Source organism: Vibrio sp. R78045 (assembly GCF_042466085.1).
Lineage (GTDB): Bacteria > Pseudomonadota > Gammaproteobacteria > Enterobacterales > Vibrionaceae > Vibrio > Vibrio cyclitrophicus.
Genome location: NZ_JAXHBS010000017.1, coordinates 75218 through 93582 on the forward strand (window position 1 = coordinate 75218; position 18365 = coordinate 93582).

At 42.3% G+C, this 18365-nt stretch carries 15 protein-coding genes; 6 read left to right on the forward strand and 9 right to left on the reverse strand.

Annotation, left to right across the window (positions count from 1 at the left end; translation table 11 throughout):
* Position 1: 1 nt before the first annotated feature.
* Both frdC and frdD read left to right on the forward strand, forming a co-directional pair.
* A complete protein-coding gene (frdC, locus tag SJY39_RS19745; protein WP_010434039.1) occupies positions 2 to 385 on the forward strand; it encodes a fumarate reductase subunit FrdC in 384 nt (127 codons plus the stop codon).
* A gap of 12 nt (positions 386 to 397) precedes the next feature.
* Positions 398 to 784 (forward strand): fumarate reductase subunit FrdD, encoded by a 387-nt coding sequence (gene frdD, locus SJY39_RS19750; RefSeq protein ID WP_010434036.1) that lies wholly within the window; start codon positions 398 to 400, stop codon positions 782 to 784.
* 266 nt (positions 785 to 1050) lie between these two features.
* Here frdD and efp read toward each other — a convergent pair whose 3' ends face one another.
* Complete coding sequence (gene efp, locus SJY39_RS19755) at positions 1051 to 1617, reverse strand: elongation factor P (protein WP_009847919.1); 567 nt, start codon at positions 1615 to 1617, stop codon at positions 1051 to 1053.
* 33 nt (positions 1618 to 1650) lie between these two features.
* Between efp and epmB the strand changes: the two genes are divergently transcribed.
* Together epmB and SJY39_RS19765 are read left to right on the forward strand one after the other, a co-directional pair.
* Entirely contained in the window at positions 1651 to 2673 is a 1023-nt protein-coding gene (epmB, locus tag SJY39_RS19760; protein WP_010434032.1) for an EF-P beta-lysylation protein EpmB, read from the forward strand.
* A 202-nt stretch (positions 2674 to 2875) separates the two neighbouring features.
* A complete protein-coding gene (locus tag SJY39_RS19765) occupies positions 2876 to 3364 on the forward strand; it encodes an MgtC/SapB family protein (RefSeq protein WP_016787276.1) in 489 nt (162 codons plus the stop codon).
* A 177-nt stretch (positions 3365 to 3541) separates the two neighbouring features.
* Here the strand turns inward: SJY39_RS19765 and SJY39_RS19770 are convergent, their stop codons facing one another.
* The 7 genes from SJY39_RS19770 to SJY39_RS19800 all read right to left on the reverse strand — a co-directional run bounded on the left by SJY39_RS19770 (position 3542) and on the right by SJY39_RS19800 (position 13717).
* On the reverse strand, positions 3542 to 5002 hold the full coding sequence (locus SJY39_RS19770) for a sensor domain-containing diguanylate cyclase (protein WP_102457042.1): 1461 nt from the start codon (positions 5000 to 5002) through the stop codon (positions 3542 to 3544).
* A gap of 252 nt (positions 5003 to 5254) precedes the next feature.
* Positions 5255 to 5812: a VC2662 family protein gene (locus tag SJY39_RS19775; RefSeq protein WP_016787278.1), complete on the reverse strand. Its 558-nt coding sequence runs from the start codon at positions 5810 to 5812 to the stop codon at positions 5255 to 5257.
* 265 nt (positions 5813 to 6077) lie between these two features.
* Positions 6078 to 7724, reverse strand: a complete 1647-nt coding sequence (locus SJY39_RS19780) for a methyl-accepting chemotaxis protein (RefSeq protein ID WP_010434020.1) — start codon at positions 7722 to 7724, stop codon at positions 6078 to 6080.
* Positions 7725 to 8075: 351 nt separating this feature from the next.
* On the reverse strand, positions 8076 to 9773 hold the full coding sequence (locus SJY39_RS19785) for a GGDEF domain-containing response regulator (protein WP_029189233.1): 1698 nt from the start codon (positions 9771 to 9773) through the stop codon (positions 8076 to 8078).
* 16 nt (positions 9774 to 9789) lie between these two features.
* A complete protein-coding gene (locus tag SJY39_RS19790) occupies positions 9790 to 10218 on the reverse strand; it encodes a response regulator (protein WP_010434014.1) in 429 nt (142 codons plus the stop codon).
* Positions 10215 to 12014: a CHASE domain-containing protein gene (locus tag SJY39_RS19795; RefSeq protein ID WP_065099700.1), complete on the reverse strand. Its 1800-nt coding sequence runs from the start codon at positions 12012 to 12014 to the stop codon at positions 10215 to 10217. Before SJY39_RS19795 ends, SJY39_RS19790 begins: the two co-directional genes overlap by 4 nt.
* Before the next feature lie 140 nt (positions 12015 to 12154).
* On the reverse strand, positions 12155 to 13717 hold the full coding sequence (locus tag SJY39_RS19800; protein WP_010434009.1) for a sensor domain-containing diguanylate cyclase: 1563 nt from the start codon (positions 13715 to 13717) through the stop codon (positions 12155 to 12157).
* A gap of 505 nt (positions 13718 to 14222) precedes the next feature.
* On the opposite strand from SJY39_RS19800, the gene SJY39_RS19805 reads away from it, so the two are divergent.
* Both SJY39_RS19805 and SJY39_RS19810 read left to right on the forward strand, forming a co-directional pair.
* Positions 14223 to 15353 (forward strand): ISAs1 family transposase, encoded by a 1131-nt coding sequence (locus SJY39_RS19805; protein WP_372275830.1) that lies wholly within the window; start codon positions 14223 to 14225, stop codon positions 15351 to 15353.
* A 448-nt stretch (positions 15354 to 15801) separates the two neighbouring features.
* The gene (locus SJY39_RS19810; RefSeq protein ID WP_102387826.1) at positions 15802 to 17145 is read left to right on the forward strand and encodes a sensor domain-containing diguanylate cyclase; all 1344 of its coding nucleotides are present in this window, start codon (positions 15802 to 15804) and stop codon (positions 17143 to 17145) included.
* Between the two features lie 54 nt (positions 17146 to 17199).
* On the opposite strand, the gene SJY39_RS19815 is transcribed toward SJY39_RS19810, so the two are convergent.
* Positions 17200 to 18261: a sensor domain-containing diguanylate cyclase gene (locus SJY39_RS19815; protein WP_171343864.1), complete on the reverse strand. Its 1062-nt coding sequence runs from the start codon at positions 18259 to 18261 to the stop codon at positions 17200 to 17202.
* Positions 18262 to 18365: the final 104 nt, after the last annotated feature.

The window sequence follows — 18365 nt, forward strand, 5'->3', positions numbered from 1 at the left end:
GATGAGCAAACGTAAACCTTATGTTCGTGAGATGAACAGAACGTGGTGGAGCAACCATCCGTTCTACCGCTTCTACATGTTACGTGAAGCAACTGTACTGCCTTTGATTCTGTTCACTGTATTCCTAACCTTCGGTTTGGGTTCACTGGTGAAAGGCCCTGAAGCATGGGCTGGTTGGTTAAGCTTTATGGCTAACCCTGTTGTTATCGGTATTAATATCGTGGCGCTACTGGGCAGCTTAATGCACGCTCAAACCTTCTTCAGCATGATGCCTCAAGTAATGCCAATTCGCCTTAAAGGTAAATTGGTTGATAAAAGAATCATCGTATTGACTCAGTGGGCAGCGGTCGCTTTCATTTCTTTAATCGTTCTTGTTGTGGTGTAAGGAGCTTTCGTTATGAACACAAATTACAAAGTGAAACCTGTTAACCACGATCCTAAACGCTCTGATGAGCCAATCTGGTGGGGCCTATTTGGCGCTGGCGGTACTTGGTTCGCGATGATCACACCTATCACGATTCTAGTGTTAGGTATCTTAGTGCCAATGGGCATTATCGATGCTGACGCAATGAGCTACGAGCGTGTGTCTGAATTCGCCACCAGCATTATCGGTGCGCTATTCATCATCGGTACGCTGGCACTGCCAATGTGGCATGCAATGCACCGTCTTCACCACGGCATGCACGACCTTAAGTTCCACGTCGGCGTTGCTGGTAAAGTGGGTTGCTACTTCTTCGCAGGCCTAATCAGCGCACTGTCTGTTATCTTCATTTTTATGATTTAATAGTTAAGAGCAGATTTGGGATTCGAGTAATCGAGATTCGAAGCACTTAAGAACAGAAAATCGAAAGCAGAGCTAGGTTATCCAGCTCTGCTTTTTTATTGTTTGTCGAATACCACACATCTAGCTCACTCGCTCTTGATCTTCCCGCTCTTCGTATCTCGCATCTGCCCCTACCGCTTCTCCTGATCGCCAGATACAAAAAAGGCCGCGATAAGCGACCTTTTCTATTTCACTGAGCCACCTTAAACAAGATGGACACAATCAAATTACTTCACACGACCAACGTATTCGCCAGTACGAGTATCAACTTTAACAACTTCACCGATAGCGATGAATAGAGGTACACGAACAACCGCGCCTGTTGCTAGAGTTGCAGGTTTACCACCCGTACCCTGTGTATCGCCTTTAAGGCCAGGATCAGTTTCAGTTACTTCGATCTCAACAAAGTTTGGCGGAGTAACAGTGATAGGGTTATCATTCCACAACGTTAGAGTACAAACGTCATTTTCAACTAACCATTTTGCTGAGTCAGCGACTGCTTTTACGTCTGCTGCGATTTGCTCAAATGTTTCGTTGTTCATGAAGTGGTAGAATTCGCCATCGTTGTATAGGTAACCTAGTTCAACGTCAACAACATCTGCAAGCTCAAAGCTTTCGCCTGATTTGAATGTTTTCTCTAACACTTTGCCTGACAGCAGTTTACGAAGTTTTACACGGTTAAACGCTTGGCCTTTACCTGGCTTAACGTATTCATTGTCGATAATTGCGCAAGGCTCATTATCTAACATGAATTTTAAACCGCCTTTGAATTCATTGGTGCTTACTGACGCCATGATTTTCTCTTCCACATCTTTGAGTTAATTTCAATGCCGCATATCATAACCCGAAAAGTCGAATCTGTTGAGCAAAACTGGCTCAAACAACTATCGAATGCGATCTCTGACCCGACAAAACTGCTTGAAGCATTAGAAATAGACCCAACACCGTGGCAAAAAGGATTCGCGGCACGAGAGCTGTTTTCACTTCGAGTACCCCTAAGCTTTGTAGAGCGAATGGAAAAAGGCAACCCACACGACCCTTTATTGCGTCAGGTGTTACCACTCAACGAAGAGTTCGAGGTTCATCAAGGCTATTCAGCCGATCCGCTGGAAGAGCAAGAAAACGCAATACCTGGGCTGCTGCATAAATACAAAAACCGCGCACTGATGATTGTAAAAGGGGGGTGCGCTGTAAACTGCCGCTACTGCTTCCGTCGCCATTTCCCTTATCAAGACAACAAGGGTTCTAAGTCTGTGTGGCAAACCAGCCTCGATTATGTGGCTCAACATCCCGAGATCAACGAAGTTATCTTATCGGGTGGCGACCCTTTGATGGCCAAAGACAGCGAACTCGAATGGCTTATCCATGCTATCGAACAGATACCGCATGTAAAAACCGTTCGAATTCATAGCCGATTACCGGTTGTGATCCCTGCTCGAGTGACTGATGAACTATGCCAATTGTTAGCTCAAACTCGCCTCAATGTGGTCATGGTCAGCCATATCAATCACGCCAATGAAATCAACGTGGAGCTCAAACAAGCTTTCCATAAGTTGAAACTCAGTGGTGCGACTCTGCTTAATCAGGGCGTGATGCTAAAAGGCGTCAACGACAGCGCTAACTCATTGAAAGAGTTGAGCGAAAAGCTATTCGATGCCGGTGTTTTACCGTACTATATGCATGTTCTTGATAAGGTTCAGGGCGCCGCTCACTTCTATATCTCAGATGAAGAAGCAAAAGCCCACTTTAGGGGGTTAATCTCTGAAGTTTCTGGTTACCTAGTGCCTAAGTTAACTCGCGAGATCGGCGGCCGCAGCAGTAAGACACCACTCGATCTGCACATTGAATAACTCTATCTCGAGCAATGGTCGCTTCTTATCGTCTTGAATACCAAGAAGCGACAGAGACAGAAGCCCCTACTTTCTCATTGACCACCACTGGCTGTTAAACCTCAAGCAGACAATCCAATCGTTAAGACAAAAAGTTTTTGTTCGATCGTCCGGTCTATTATTAGCATACTCGGCTCTATTCTAAATTTTTAGGAGGGGTGATATGCCACAATTTATAGAACAAACTCTCAACCTTGCCCCCTTTAGCTGGGCAGGCCTCGCGGTATGTATGCTGTGTGGTTCGTTAATCGGCATCGAAAGGCAAACCCGCGGTAAACCCGTTGGAATACGAACCTCAATTTTGATTATCAGCGGTACTTATTTCTTTCTCACCATGGCGATTAGCTTATCTCCTAACACGCTCGATCAAGCCCGTGTGCTTGGTCAGATAATAACGGGGGTCGGGTTTCTTGGTGCAGGAGTAATGATGACATTGGATGGTAAGATTCATGGCGTCACGTCTGCCGCGATCATCTGGGTGCTGGCGGCTTTGGGGATGATGATAGCCTTAGGGCACCTATCTCAGTCTGTTATCATCACGCTAATGGCGCTGGTTATCTTGCTTGGTGTCGATAAGGTAGAAAACAGCTTCCAGAGCCTGCGTCGTGGTGTGCATCAGAAATGGATGAACAAGGGCCGCATCAAGAAATAGCGTCGCATCTTAGAGGCATTGCTATCGCAGAACGTATTTCATCTTAGAGGCATTTCTTAAGTGACACCTTTTAGATAAAAGAGCGCTTAGTAGTCGATAATCGATGTTAAATATATAGAAAGAAGCCTAGTCAAACGACTAGGCCCTCACTGGTTCTCACAAACTGCTCACTGCGAATTAAAACACGTGAATACACACTTGATTCTTGCCCGCGGCCTTCGCCTTATAAAGCTGCTCATCCGAAGAACGAATGCTCTGGTTTTCCCACAAGTGACCAACACTGTCGAACTTATACAGAGAGTAGAGCGTTGCTCCCCCTGAAACAGAAATATTCACCTTATCCCCCGTCGGACATCGGTAACTTTGCAGGCTAATGTCGTTTTGAATCCGTTGAAAAATCGATGACAGCAATTCAGATGATTCACCCGTGATCGCGACAACAAACTCTTCACCACCAAACCGAGCGACAATGTCTTGCTGCCTAACACTGTTCATCATCAACTTGGCGACATGGCAAATCACTTCGTCCCCGACCTTATGCCCGTGAACATCATTGACCACTTTAAAATCATCAATATCGAAGACACCCACACCAATGATTGGCTCTTCGTCTTGCGCCAGCAACCGAGCTTCAAAACCGCGTCGATTCAATAGGCCAGTGAGCGGATCATGCATTGCTAAGTTATTTAAACGATTGTGTTCTTGTTTGGTATAAAATCGCCACAGCCATAAGGCGGAAACCACATACAAAGCCAAAAGTATCGATAACTGAACTCTTTCCATCTCCAATACATGCAAAAAGTGCTCACTCTTGTCTTCTTCAATACTGAGATAGAGCTGAGTATTGATACCATCGACATACAAAGGTCGCGAATGGGTAAAGTCCATGAAACCGTATTTGTTTGCTCCGCGAGTGCTCGTCACCTTATAACCATGTTTAGGGTTCGACACTAAATTCGCAACATAGCCATCAATACCGAGTACCCCTTTAAATTCCCCATCAACATAGATGCCTTTGGTTAGCGTCACGACTTTTTTACCCGTCAGGTAATCATCGTATTGCCCGGTATACACCACTTGATCTTGTCCCTGAGCTAAGCCAAAACGCACCGTATTCACCCAGTACGGGCGGCTATTTACCACAGAATCGAAGGTATCTCCTTTAATCGTGCTGGCAAAATCAGAAGGCGAAGAGATGATGAATTTATCTTTCGAAATAAAGTAAATCGCAGAGATGGTATCAATGGTATTGGCAAAATAAGCCATGGTTGGAGCGATGAATAAGCGCTTACCCGCTTCAGCACTAAGCACTGATTTAGGATCACACATCTCGCGAGGGCCAGAGAACATAAAATCAAAACGTGGGGCTTGTTGCTCCTCACTGATGAAATAGCACGTTTCTCCCTCTACCTTTTTGCCATGCGAGAACACATACGTATCGCCGTGCAGTGGGTAGAGCGCAGTAATGTTGTACTCAAGCGCATTTATGATCTGTGTGAGTTCCGCTAAAGAGCGTGTCACGCCTTGGTTTTCGATTCCATACTGTTTATCTGATTCTTCCGCTGAATCAACGAGCAATATACTCAAAACGACTAAAAAACAGGCGGTAAGGCTTAAGAAAGCCTTTTTAAAATCGATGGTATGGTGTTTTATCAAAGCATATAAGTCGACGTTGTTATTTTAGCGCACATTGTACTTATAAGTAGAAATACTGCAATAGGGAATATAAAACCAAGCGCCTATTGAGTCAGATGAGGAGTATGGGTTAGAAGTGGAATTGAAGGTGAAGCTAAACTGAGACTGAGACTGAGACTGAGACTAAACGGAAACGGAAACTAAAAGTAATAACGCCTAAACAAGAGTTTAGGCGTTAAAAGGCTTGGCTACGTTTTACTTAGCAAAGTTCACAATCGGGAAGCACGGGAAGAAACCGTTGTCAGCACAGTTGATCAGACCAACTTGTACGCCTTCGATTTTTTTAGTTTTGTTGAAGATACCAACCTGAACCGTAGACACTTCAGAAAGGTTTGCGGCACCAACATCAACCAGAGTGTCGCCTTCCGAGTAGTTTACAAAACTCACGTTCGCGCCTTTCACATCGTTAGTGATGTTAACGGCACCCAAGTTCAAACCTGTGGTTTTTCCTGGGTTCCAGTTGAATATACCCAGTGAAGCACCGGTCATTTCTTGGTTTACTTTATGCGCACCAAAAATACCCAAGTTTACACCTGTCGTCGTTTGCGTCTCAGACATACCAACAATAGCAAGATCGACACCTTTAAGGTCGTTTACTTGTCCGTGAAGTAAAGCCAAGCGCACACCACCAACCGCATCGGAATCTGGTGCGTTAAAGCCGTTGATCGTTGAAAACATAACAGGCGAAGAAGCAAATGCTGCTGGCGCCATGACCGCTGCAGAAACAGCAAGTACCGAAAGTAGTTTTTTCATTGGGAAGTCTCCACTGACTTATTGTTAACTTGATTAATCCATTTTCAATCAAGCATTTATTATCCTTTACTCAACAGCTATCCATGTTAAATCAATGTCATAACTGTACTGTTGAATATAGGCCTAAAAAACAACAAAGGGCAATGAAAGTTCAAACAGTCTACTCAAGTGTCGCATACAGCAATCTTCTCAGTTACGCTTTCTAGATCCTAAGTTACCTTCTTTAGAGCCTAAGTTACGCTCTTTAGATTCTCAGTTAACTTCTCTAGACCTTAAAAAACTCCAGCTCTTTTTTCTGCTCTACCGCCAGTTGAGATAACTCTTTGGCCGCTTGTTGAGTTTGATGAATACCCGATACATTTTGGTTCACTAGGTCAAAGGCATTGTTTGTATTCAATGCTATACGCTCAGTTAAACTAAACTGCTCTTGAGAAGTGCTTGTCACTAGCGTATTAATTTCAGAAATAGATTGCACAGACTGTTCAATATGACTGAATGATTGTTGGACATTTTCTGACAATGTCACCGACTCTTGGATCTGCTCAACATTGCTGATCATGTTGTCATTGGCTTTTTCTGATTGAGCTTGAAGCTTGGTAATAATATCTTGAATGCTCTTCGTTGAATCTTGCGTCTTAGATGCAAGGTTACGAACTTCGTCAGCAACAACGGCAAAACCACGTCCGTATTCACCCGCTCGTGCCGCTTCAATGGCTGCATTCAAGGCCAGCAAATTCGTTTGATCAGAAATGGTACTGATCACGGCCGTCACTTCACCAATATCCATCGCATTTGTTTTAAGATCGACAATCATGCTGGCGGTTTGTTTTACAGAGTCATTAATCTTATGGGTAAGCTCAATTGACTCCTCTAAGGTTTGGTTACCTTTAAAGACATTATCAATCGCTTTTTTAGCCTCTTGCTCGGCATGAACAGCGTTTGATGTTACTTCTTTTGAAGTGCTTGATAACTCGCTAATCGCATTAGAGATTTCCTCAACTTGCGTCAATTCATGTTGAGCATTGTTTGCGGTATCAACCATCACCCCAGTCAACTGCTCAGCTGACGTGGCAACTTGTGTTGAAATCCCTCGGCTGCTTTTAATGACAGTACTCACCTTATCATTAAGGATAATTAACGAACGATAGATGCCAACGGCCTCTTCTGGTTTGATAAAGCGTTGGGACAAATTACCTTCAGAGATTTTCTTGATCATTTCAGAAATCTCCCATGGTTCACCACCCAAAGAAGCTCTGAAACTGCGTTCAATAATAAAGCCGACGAATAACGACATCGTCAATGCAATCGCAGTCAGCAACAGCATCAACTGTTGAAAGTCACCCGCAACAATTCGAGCCTCAGAGGTTAACTTTTGGCTTTGTTCTTCTTGGTAATCAATAAATTCGTTGATGGCAGCAAGCCATTGAATAAAAGCAGGTCGAGCTGAATCGAGGATAGAATCGGTCATTACAGTACCCGACTTCTTATCCCTAATAATCTCATCAACCAAGGGTAAAGTGTATTGTTGTACCTTATCGATTTTCGCAAGAATACGTTGTTCATCGGCCGTAAACACCTCACCTTGCGAACGCATTTGGTTCATTTGAGCTTCAGATTCACGATAAAAAGCTTCGAGCTGCTTAACTTCTTGCTCTAGAAGAGAAATCTCTTGAGAGGTTCTGGCTATCGCAATATCACGAATAGTAATCGCGCGGTCATGAACACTGCCACGGTAGTTAATGGCATAACGCTGCTTAAGTGAGTTTACATCGGTAATTTCCGTCAGGGTCTCATCGATGAAGTTAACTTTTTGAATACCTAATACTGTTAAAAGCATCATAAGAAAAAGCGTCGTGCCAAACCCAATAGCCAGCCTCGCTTTAATGGTGAGTTTTGATAGATTGTCCAACATATGATCTCTTTTTATATTAATTCAACGTTAAGGTACGAATACCGCACTTAAGCATCACCCGTACTTATAAATATCAGCAAGTATCTGGCTCCAAGCTATAATATAAAGAAATCGTAAGGACTAATACATAGTTAAAATTCACTGACTTAAAACTCTCTAGATTCCCACCATTTAACCCAACAGCATAAGCTAAAAATAACAGGCTTTTATGCTGATTCACGGACAGCGGCCTGGCATCATTTGGCACTATCCAAAAAGATAAAGCCCCCATAACATCTGCTCCTTGAAGCAATCATTATGGAGGCTATTGAGAGAGACACTGAGCCTCTCCTATATCGACAAACGAGTCCGCTAATCGAAAAAGTATTTGCCTTCAAAGTTCGATACAGATAACGGTTTGGAGTAATAGAAACCCTGCAAGCGTGTCACTCCGACCTCTTTACATATGGCATCATGAATATCCGTCTCTATCCCTTCTGCGACCGTTTCGTATTCTAAGCTGTGTGAGAAAGCACAAATTGCCGTAAAAAGTTGCCTTGGTTTTGTCAATTCAATACGCTCAACGAAAGAGCGATCGATTTTGATCACATCAATCGTGTAATCCTTCAAATGAGACAGTGATGAGTAACCAGTTCCAAAATCATCCACTGCGACTTTCACACCTAAGTCACTGATTTTCTGCAAAGCTTCAGATGCCCACTCGCCAGAAATAAGATTACTTTCCGTAATTTCAAACTCCACATTTGAAGCTGGAATTTCATAAATATTAAGAAGGTTTTTAACTTTTTTCGCTAAAAAACGGTCGGTTAACTGACTTGGAGATAAGTTAATCGCTAATGTGAAATCATCTCTCAACGTTTTTTCATTCAGCCAATATTGTAACTGTTTCAAAGCCGTTTCGATGACCCAAAAACCGATATCGACAATCATCCCAGTTTCTTCTGCAACAGGAATGAACCTGTCTGGCGGAATCATTCCTAACTTCGGATGTTTCCAACGCAACAAAGCTTCTGCCCCTATTAGCTTCATATCCGCATTAAACTGAGGTTGGTAATAAAGCTCCATCTCGTTCTTTACTAGAGCTCGCTTCAGGTGTCTTTCAAGCTCTGCTCGGCGATTCATTTGATCATGAAATGCTTTTGAATAAAACTGGGCCTGATTTCTTCCCTTATCCTTAGCACGATACAAAGCAATATCAGCGCATTTTCGTAACTCAATAGAGTTCGATGCACATTCTGGAAAGCTTGCAATACCCACACTAACCGTTAAATCTAATAACTCTCCGTCCACACATATCGAAGAACTAAACTCAGACATGAGTCGGTTGACCATTTTTTGGACGTACTGCTTATTATTTCCGATAGGGAATAATAGTGCGAATTCGTCCCCCCCCAATCGGCATAAAATATCATTGTATCCGACGCAGCGGTTAAGCTTACTGGCCACCTCTTTGAGGGCGCCATCTCCTAAGACATGTCCGTGGCGATCATTAACATCTTTAAATTTATCGACATCAATCAGCATTAAGACAAACGAAGAGTTATCTTTTGCTGAGGAAAGCAGTTGTTTGGTTAAACGCTCTTCAAAGAAGTGGCGATTATTCAAACCCGTTAAACTATCGCGCTCTGCTAATCGCTTTAGCTCGGTATGCGTCTCCAGCACTTGTTGCTCGAGTTGATGGCGTTCAGACGCAATAACAATCGCTCGTCTCAGCCTTACCGCCGTAACTTCACTTTTCATAATGAAGTCCTGAGCGCCTGATTCAATGCATTTCAGAGCGATCTCTTCATCGTCATTGTGGCTCAACATAACAATCGATGTAGAGAAATCATTTTTCGCGCGCAGTTCGATTAACAATTCAAAACCGTCGGTTGGAGGAAGTTGATAATCCAGTAAAATGACATCAAATTGTTTCTGAAATGCCAACTCTAGACCTTTAACGCCGGTATCGGCAGTCTCAATAGTCGCTAGAGGTAAGTCTGTATTTTTCAACGTCCTGACAATAGACAAAGTATCTACCTGATCATCATCAATGATCAATACCTTCATTTGAGCCCCCTTGGCTTTAGCATTTTGGTAACTCAACAATGTTCCAATAGTTCTCTAGAAAACGAATAAGTTGTTTGTAATCTTGGTTAGATGAAGACTTCACAATGTAACCAGCAATATTTTTCTTGTAGGCTGCAGAGATTTCTTCATCAAGTTGGGAAGTCGTGAGTACAAAAACCACAATGTCACTCAAATTCGAATCCGACCGAATGGCAGATAAAAACTCCATGCCATTCATTCGCGGCATGTTTAAATCCAGAAGCACAATAAAAGGCCGAGCAATGGCATCGTTTTTAAGCACTTCTAATGCCTCTAATCCATCACGAGTTCGATGGATTGGATTAAGCAAATTGAATGACTTCAATGAACGCTGAATTCCGATGGCATCAATATCATCGTCTTCAACTAAAAGAATACTGACGGTTTTCATATAGTTATGATTCATATGATCTCCTTTTTTTCTAATAACTCTTCTGTGGGCCAGGTGAAAACAAAAGAACACCCACCTTGTGAATTAGAGTGTAATTCGAAATGGCAGCCGTAAAGCTCCAAGGTTTTTTTGATGATAGACAAGCCCATACCACTTCCTTCGACGCTATCGCGAGGTTGTAGTGTGTGGAATAACTCAAACACCTTGTCATAGAGTTCAGTTGGAATTCCTGGCCCATCATCTTCGACACAGAACTTGTAATGGTCACCTTGATAAACACCAGAAACCTTAATATTGGCGTGTGCTTTATCGTGGTGTTTAATCGCGTTGGACATTAAATTTCGCAATATTAAATCTAGCGGGACGACCAACGTACGAAACGGGCCAATGCTATCGTCACAAATAAGCGTCGCCTTATTATTCATATTCAATAACTCGAATGTCTCTTGGACATTGCTCGCTAAAGAGAACTCTTGAATCTCATTCTTTTTTCTACCAACTCTAAAATACGACAATAAGTCATCGAGCAATCGCTCCAACCTGACAACTCGCCCCTGCAAAAGGCGACTATAATCCTTTGTTTCAGGGGTTAGGTGCTCCTCAATGTCTTCATTGATCCATGACACCAATTGCGAGATCCCTCTCAGAGGTGCTTTCAAATCGTGCGATGCGACGTAAGCAAACTGATCGAGATCTCTATTCGCTCTTTCTAGAGCAAGATTTCTTATTGCTAAATTTTCTGAGGCTTTTTCTAGGCTATCCGTTCGCTCTTGCAAATCTCGACTTAACTTTCTTGCATAGCCTTGGGCTTTCTCTTCCCCGTTACGCAATATCATAAGAATGGCAAATAGCATGACATTAACGAGTAGGCCGAACATCAGGATCAATGTTGGTTGATTACTATGCTGCTGAGCTTCAAATAAAGGTGAAGACTGAAAATCAAAGAGCCACCTTCTCCCATACATATTGACTTCCAACTGTTCATCGAACATAGGTTGATGGTTCAGGGCTTCACGAGAATTTGTAAGCTCATCGTAGAGTGAAATATTGTCATCATGGATACTGAAATTGATAAGACGATTAACATCCTCAAGCGTACCGTTCATTAAATGTTGAACAATAAAAGGGGCATAAACTAACCCCAAAAAGCCATCACTTTCATCACCATAATATTGCGGGACTTTTCTCTTATCGAACCATGGAACATAAAAAAGAAAACCAGGTGTTTGCTTAGAATCTTGAACCAAGGTTATTGGCCCTGTAATTTGAGGAGTTCCCTTTGTTCGAGCTAGCCTTGCTGCCGCATATCGATTATTTTCATGGGCCATATCCAGACCAACCGCTGCTCGGTTCTCTTCTTCTGGTTCAATGTACGTAATAGGCCAATAATCTTTGGCGATACGAATTGGGTGCATGTCATACGAAGGAAAGCTTTGTTGTTGCCAAGTAAGATAACTCGTCACTTTTTTCTGAGGGACGTAATGAATCACACCTATCCCGCTCACTCCAGGGAAGTGGGATGATATATCAAACTGACTAGCAAACGTTTTCCAACTCTCTCGATTAACCGGGGCCGAAAACATATGGATAGCTGATACGCCCGCGGTCAATGCTTCTTCATATTTGCTCATCCTATCTTGAACAAGCCCGAGTAATTGACTCACTTGAAAATCAAATTGAACTTGAGATTTTTGATGTGTTTGATGAAGAGTAATTTGCCAAGCGGTAATAGTTAGGATTAGAGAGCAGACGAGAACAAGCCAATGAAGCCAAGATAAAGCGGTTGACGACTTTTTGATAAAAGTAAGCATCCTTAACCTATTGCACAGAGTGCATAATAATATCGAATAACCCTGACGCTAACTTTTATCTAACGAAATGTAAATACTATATTTACATTCTTCACTTCACTGCTCTAAATTACATATTATACAGAATGACAACCCTAGATTTAATCGCTACTTAAAAGCTCAGAACGGTTTCTGCCGTTATTTTTTGCGCGATACAAAGCTGTATCCGCTTCTTTTAACGTGACCCTAATGGATTGCTCCTCACCGCCCCAAAAAGCGACGCCAATAGAAACAGTGACACCTCCTACATTGGCAAATTCATATAACTCGACCTTTTTACGTAACCGTTCTGCAAATTTAAAAGCATCTTGAATATCGGAATTGAGCAGAAAAATAATAAACTCTTCCCCACCAGAACGAAACAGCAAGTCTTGATCTCTAGATTGCTCTTTCATCAATTGTGCAAAGCTTTTTAATAAATCATCACCAGTATCATGGCCAAAGTTATCGTTGACCGATTTAAAAAAGTCGATGTCCAATGCGAGAACAGAAAATGGGATAGCCTGATGTTGTAATTGATCAACGGCTTTATCTAAACCTCTCCTATTTAACAAGCCCGTCATCGAATCCGTTAAACTTGCCGTATGAAGCGAGTCAATCGTTTCAAACGCGATCCCAAAGGCCTTGATAAAGCTGCTCTTCAGTTGTGATGCTTCAAAATACCAAGAGTGAACTTGCTTTACATTATTCACCGTATTTGAGTTACGATCACTACCTGTAACCGCCAGTGCTAACTGTCTTAATGGTTTAGAGATAAAGCTAGAAAATACCCAAATAAACATTAACGTCAACACCCCAACAGGAATCGTCGTTACAAACACCTCTTTCATTTGTTGATTAACCATAAGTAGAGTACTTTGCTTCGATTTCTGCGCAACCACTCCCCAACCAGCCTGAGAGACCGGGGCGTACCCTGCCAACATTTGAATACCCAAAGAGTTCACAATATCTAGACTGCCACTTTCGCCTTTTGACACAGTATTAATTGCGCGGTTGTTTGTGATTATTTGGCCGATCCTTGACTCATTTGGGTGATAAATCAACGTTCCATGACGATCCACAACGTAAAGGTAAGAGCCATCCACGTAACTATGTTCATTCAATAATTTCCCTAAGATATTCTCAGCTTCTAGATAAATAGTGCCACTGATGTAGCCGAGATACTCTCCCTGATTCGAAAAAATAGGGTACGACAGACTAATAAGATAGTTACCTGCGGGAGATACGAAAGGGTCCGTCACCAAAGGGGCTTGGGCTTTTAGAGATTGGAGTGAGTTTTCATTCGTTAACTTAATCCCTTTCACTTTCACTGTCTCTGGAGAGACCGCCGTAATTACACCATTAGAATTTACAACGACAACGGAGTTAAACAACTTGGTTTGATTTTTGAGTCGTTTCGTTTCTTCTGTCAACGCACGCTGATCATTGGTGCTGTCGGATAGAGCTTTGGCGCTGTATTGGAGCTGGGTCATCGCGGAATCAAGAAAAACATCCGTCATTTCTGCCATCTTTTTGGCATAAACTCGGTTCGACTCTAGTGTCGTATTGATGATGATATCTCGCTGCACTTGATAGAGTGAATAGAAAGCGTTTAATAACGTAACCATTGCAGAAAATACACACAAGACTAGAATTAATTTTCTCAAATTAACCTTTTCTAACATTGTTTTTATCCATTTCTTACCGCTATATTTTGCGCAACATTAACATTTAAAATTAGGACTTTCAGCCTATTCCTCATCGAAGTTGGAATATAGTTCATAAGCTAAATTTATTATCTACACTCATCACGACTTATATTGTGGTCACTACAAAGAAAATCGTAGTCATAAAAAAGAAATTTTTGACCATAAAAAAAGATTAGACAGCCCCAACCTCCCCTATTGCGATAAAGCAAAGCCAGTTTAAATTAATATGAACAACTCTAAGTTGTGATACTTAACACTTAATATACAGAACTAAATCCCTTATTTGACCTAAGAAGGGTGCACTAATCCTTATTACAGGGCAAGATCATGAAAAACCCTTATGGAATAAGGGATGAAGTGAAGTCATTTTTTCACTAATTAGATACTGAAGTCACAATAATCTCAATACATCCAAGATCGATTTGATGATCAGATTTAGGTGTGATCATATACTGTTTTTTAACAGTATATATTTAGCCTAATGAACGGATTAAGCCTTTTGGACCATATTTCAGTTATTCGAGACCCTCGCCAAGCTTGGAAAATAGAGCACACGCTAACCGACATTATCTTCTTAACAATTGCAGCAGTGATTGCTGGTGCTGAAGGTTGGGAGGATATTGAAGATTTTGGTGAAGATAACTTGGAGTGGCTTAGACAGTATGGTGATTTCAAACAGGGCATACCAGTACACGATACCATTGCCCGAGTTATCAATCTTATTTCCGCCAGGCAACTGCAACGATGCTTTACTGCGTGGATGAAAGACTGTCATGAGGTGACTGAGGGGGAAGTGATTGCTATCGACGGCAAAACTCTCAGAGGCACATACAACAAAGACAAACGTTGTGGCGCAATTCATATGGTTAGTGCCTTTAGTGCAGCAAATCAAGTTGTGTTAGGGCAGGTTAAAACTGCAGATAAAAGCAATGAAATAAAAGCGATCCCTGAACTGCTTGAGATACTTTCCTTGCGAGGTTGCTTAGTGACGATTGATGCAATGGGATGCCAAAAGGAGATAACTGAAAAGATAGTTGCTCAAGACGCAGATTATCTCTTAGCAGTAAAAGGGAATCAAAAACGATTGGAGCAAGCGATTGGTCAAGTGTTTAACTCTAGTATGCTTAATAGTTTTGACGGTGATAAATACGTCACTCAAGAGAAAGGGCATGGTCGCACAGAAACGCGTTTGAGTATGGTTGTTCACAATACGGATTTCTTAGGCGATATAGCGCTTGATTGGGCGGGACTCTCCACAATTGGTATGGTCGTTTCAATTCGTCAAGAAGGTGATAAGCCAGCAGAAACAATGCAAATCAAGCACTACATAAGCTCAGCAAAACTGACGGCTAAAGCTTTACTAGAGAGCACGCGAGCACATTGGAGCATCGAAAATCAGATGCATTGGCGATTAGACGTTGGCTTTAAAGAAGATGAGTGTCGAATACGTCGAGAGCAAGCTGGTGAGAACCTAGCTGTTATAAGGCATATTGCCTTAAACCTGTTGACGGAAGAAACTAGCTTCAAAGCTGGAATAAAAAGAAAGCAGAAAAAAGCGAACCGTAGCAACAGTTACCTTTCGCAAGTCCTTGCTGGACAAGGTGCTTCGTAATCTTGCCCTGATCCTTATTACCTCTTATTTTCAATGGTTAATATAATGCGAATTTGCAAAACAACATCCTGAATGAGGCGTATTATTCCAGATCGACTTAACGGCCGAATACCATTAATATATTTAAGGTCTTACTGCTGCATTCAGCGTGGATATTTACGACATATAAACAGCTAGACAAAAAACAAACAAGAACTGGCTTACTATTGGCAGCGGTGATAAGTTATGTAACGTGTTACTTATATTTACCCTCCAAACCAGTATATTGTTTTGAGTGGTTAAATATCTAATCACGGGTCATCATGTTCGAAAACGCTTTGAAGGAATACATCAACGCCCAAACATGATTCACGACCAGAACAAAGCAATTGATGAAAAGGATAGACATTGTATTGCAACCCAAATATCACCTTAGTTATCGATATGTCCTTGGCGTAGAGGTATTTGCATGACGAAACTAACGATCAATTCCACCTACGGGATCGCCATATTAAAAGACTTTCATTTGGTGCATGCCGATGACAATTATGCGCATATTTTCGGCTACAAATCCGCTCAAGAATTAATGTCAAGTATTGACTCTATACTTGATCTTATTGTCCCGGACCACCATCAAAGTGCAAAAGACAATTATTACCAACAAGTCGAAAGGCGCGCCAACCCTCGCGGGCGTACCTTTACTAACCGCGACCGTTTTGGGCGTGAGTTTACGGCCTTCACTATCGACCATGTCATAAAATGGAAAGGCGAACCCGCACTTCAAGTCACCTTGATTGATTTGTCTGTCCAAGAGCAAGCACTGAAGCAGTTAGAGCATAATAAACTTCAATATCAACGCTTAGTCCTGTCGTCATTGCAAGGCATTAGTGTGCATCGTAATTTCAAGCCCATTATGGTCAACCAGGCATGGGTGGACTTGATGAAAGCCCCTTCTATTGAATTCGTCTTAGAGAACGTCTATTTATTGGATTTGATATACGATGATCAAAAAGAGGAAGCCATAGCTCGCTATCAAAACTTAATTTCTAGCAGTCTCCCTGGCGCACATAATGTGATCAAAAATATCTGCTTTGATGGTAAAGAACGTTACTTTAGCATCTATGATAATGCCATTGAGTGGGATGGTGAGATGGCAGTCCAAGCCGTGATTGAAGACATTACCGACCGAGTTGAACTCGAAAAAGAACTGGCTTATAAAGCGTCACACGATTCACTGACCGGCCTTCTCAACCGAGACGCCATCTATCAGTGGGTAGAAGCGCAAGCTCACCAACAAAATACACTGGTTTGTATGATGCTTGATGTCGATGACTTTAAATCCGTCAATGATCAACATGGACACTTAACGGGTGATGCCATGCTCCGCAACATCGCCAACTTATGTAAACAAGTGGTATCAAACCATGGCGTGACGGGACGCTGGGGCGGTGAGGAGTTTGTTATTTTCTTGTCCAATGTGCGTCTTTCTCAAGCCATTGAACTTGCTGAAGAGCTTCGCCAACGCTGTGAATCTTTTGTTTGCTCAACCGCAGAAGAGAACGTTCAACGTACCGTCAGTATCGGGGTCAGTGTGTGCCAAGAGGATATCTCACTTGCAGAGAAGCCCCAAAAAACAGGTCAGCTCCAAAAAACAGAGAAGCCCCAAAACGAAGATCAGGTCCAGAAATCCGATCAGGTTCAGAAAGCAAATCAGCTGATTAAGCACCTTGTTTCTCTCGCCGATAAATTTTTGTACCAAGCAAAATCGCAAGGGAAGAACAAAGTGGTCACCGCTAGTAATCTTGACTCATAGCGTTGTGCACAATAAAGCTTCCTAAGCGGTGCTCTGAATGCAGTATCCTTCCGGTCAAATATGCAGAGTTTTCACGCCGTTTTTGCCGTTTCTCTTAATTTGATACATGGCCAAATCAGATTGCTGGTACACGTCATCAAAGTGATGCTCACCTTGATTAAAGAAGCACACACCAATACTCATGCCGATGGCGACGTCCGTCAGCATTCGATTGCTCTCAGGTACAGCCGTTTGCAACAACTCTTCACAAAAGTGCGTGACTTGATCGGGTTCCGTCTCAGGAAACAAAATGACAAACTCATCTCCTCCAATCCGCCCGATTTGCGCCGGTTCAGAGGATGGTTTAGCTAATTCAGAAGCTTGCGGCGAAGCGAAACCAGAAACTTGCGGAGCTAAACCAGGAGCTAGCGAAGCTGCATTTGAAGCTAGCGTGACCAAGCGCTGAGCAATAAAACTCAGCAACTGATCGCCCTTCTGGTGGCCTAAAGTGTCATTGACCGCTTTAAAGTTGTCGATATCAATAAAGATCATCGCCGCTCGAACTAACTTATCTGCGCTTTTCATTTCACGAAAACGTTGTTCGATAGCTTGTCTATTGAGTAACCCCGTCAACCTATCGGTAGAGGCCAAGGCCGCCAATTGTTGTTCAAAGCGTTTTTCTTGCGTGATATCGATATGCGTACCCATAATCCTAAGCGGTACTCCATTGCTATCAAACTCGACCACACGACCTCTGTCGTACACATAGCTATCACTGCCATCTTTATGAGTCATTCGGTAAACAACTTCATATAAGTCACTGCTTCCTGACAGGTGATCTTCAAAAGCTTTCATGGCCTGCTGATAATCATCAGGGTGTAAATTATTTTTCCAAGTTTCAAACGTCGCAGTCAGCTCATGCGGTTGGTAGCCGAGCATTTTCCCCCAATCCATATTAAAGATAGTGAGCTTTCCTGACGGAACATGATGCTCCCATAGACACAACCCATTACTGTCGAGTGCGGCATTCAACTTTTCTTGCAGGCGAGCATTGCTTCGCTTGAGCTCAGCATTCTCTTTTTCGAGTCCTGCAATTTTCTTTTCGAATTCGGCAATGATGTTCAAATCGGTTTGCATGATCTTGACAACAATTGTGGAAGTGGCATTTTAATATAAAGAAAAAAATCGCGGGTTTCTATGCTCTTAGTAACACATCTAATTTTAATGTCTTACTCTTTATT

Coding starts and splice junctions, on each gene's coding strand:
- SJY39_RS19815 (WP_171343864.1), bottom strand. CDS start 18,261: ATGCAAACCGATTTGAACATCATTGCCGAATTCGAAAAGAAAATTGCA.
- SJY39_RS19800 (WP_010434009.1), bottom strand. CDS start 13,717: ATGTTAGAAAAGGTTAATTTGAGAAAATTAATTCTAGTCTTGTGTGTA.
- SJY39_RS19790 (WP_010434014.1), bottom strand. CDS start 10,218: ATGAATCATAACTATATGAAAACCGTCAGTATTCTTTTAGTTGAAGAC.
- SJY39_RS19775 (WP_016787278.1), bottom strand. CDS start 5,812: ATGAAAAAACTACTTTCGGTACTTGCTGTTTCTGCAGCGGTCATGGCG.
- SJY39_RS19765 (WP_016787276.1), top strand. CDS start 2,876: ATGCCACAATTTATAGAACAAACTCTCAACCTTGCCCCCTTTAGCTGG.
- SJY39_RS19785 (WP_029189233.1), bottom strand. CDS start 9,773: ATGAAGGTATTGATCATTGATGATGATCAGGTAGATACTTTGTCTATT.
- frdD (WP_010434036.1), top strand. CDS start 398: ATGAACACAAATTACAAAGTGAAACCTGTTAACCACGATCCTAAACGC.
- SJY39_RS19780 (WP_010434020.1), bottom strand. CDS start 7,724: ATGTTGGACAATCTATCAAAACTCACCATTAAAGCGAGGCTGGCTATT.
- SJY39_RS19805 (WP_372275830.1), top strand. CDS start 14,223: ATGAACGGATTAAGCCTTTTGGACCATATTTCAGTTATTCGAGACCCT.
- epmB (WP_010434032.1), top strand. CDS start 1,651: ATGCCGCATATCATAACCCGAAAAGTCGAATCTGTTGAGCAAAACTGG.
- efp (WP_009847919.1), bottom strand. CDS start 1,617: ATGGCGTCAGTAAGCACCAATGAATTCAAAGGCGGTTTAAAATTCATG.
- SJY39_RS19810 (WP_102387826.1), top strand. CDS start 15,802: ATGACGAAACTAACGATCAATTCCACCTACGGGATCGCCATATTAAAA.
- SJY39_RS19795 (WP_065099700.1), bottom strand. CDS start 12,014: ATGCTTACTTTTATCAAAAAGTCGTCAACCGCTTTATCTTGGCTTCAT.
- frdC (WP_010434039.1), top strand. CDS start 2: ATGAGCAAACGTAAACCTTATGTTCGTGAGATGAACAGAACGTGGTGG.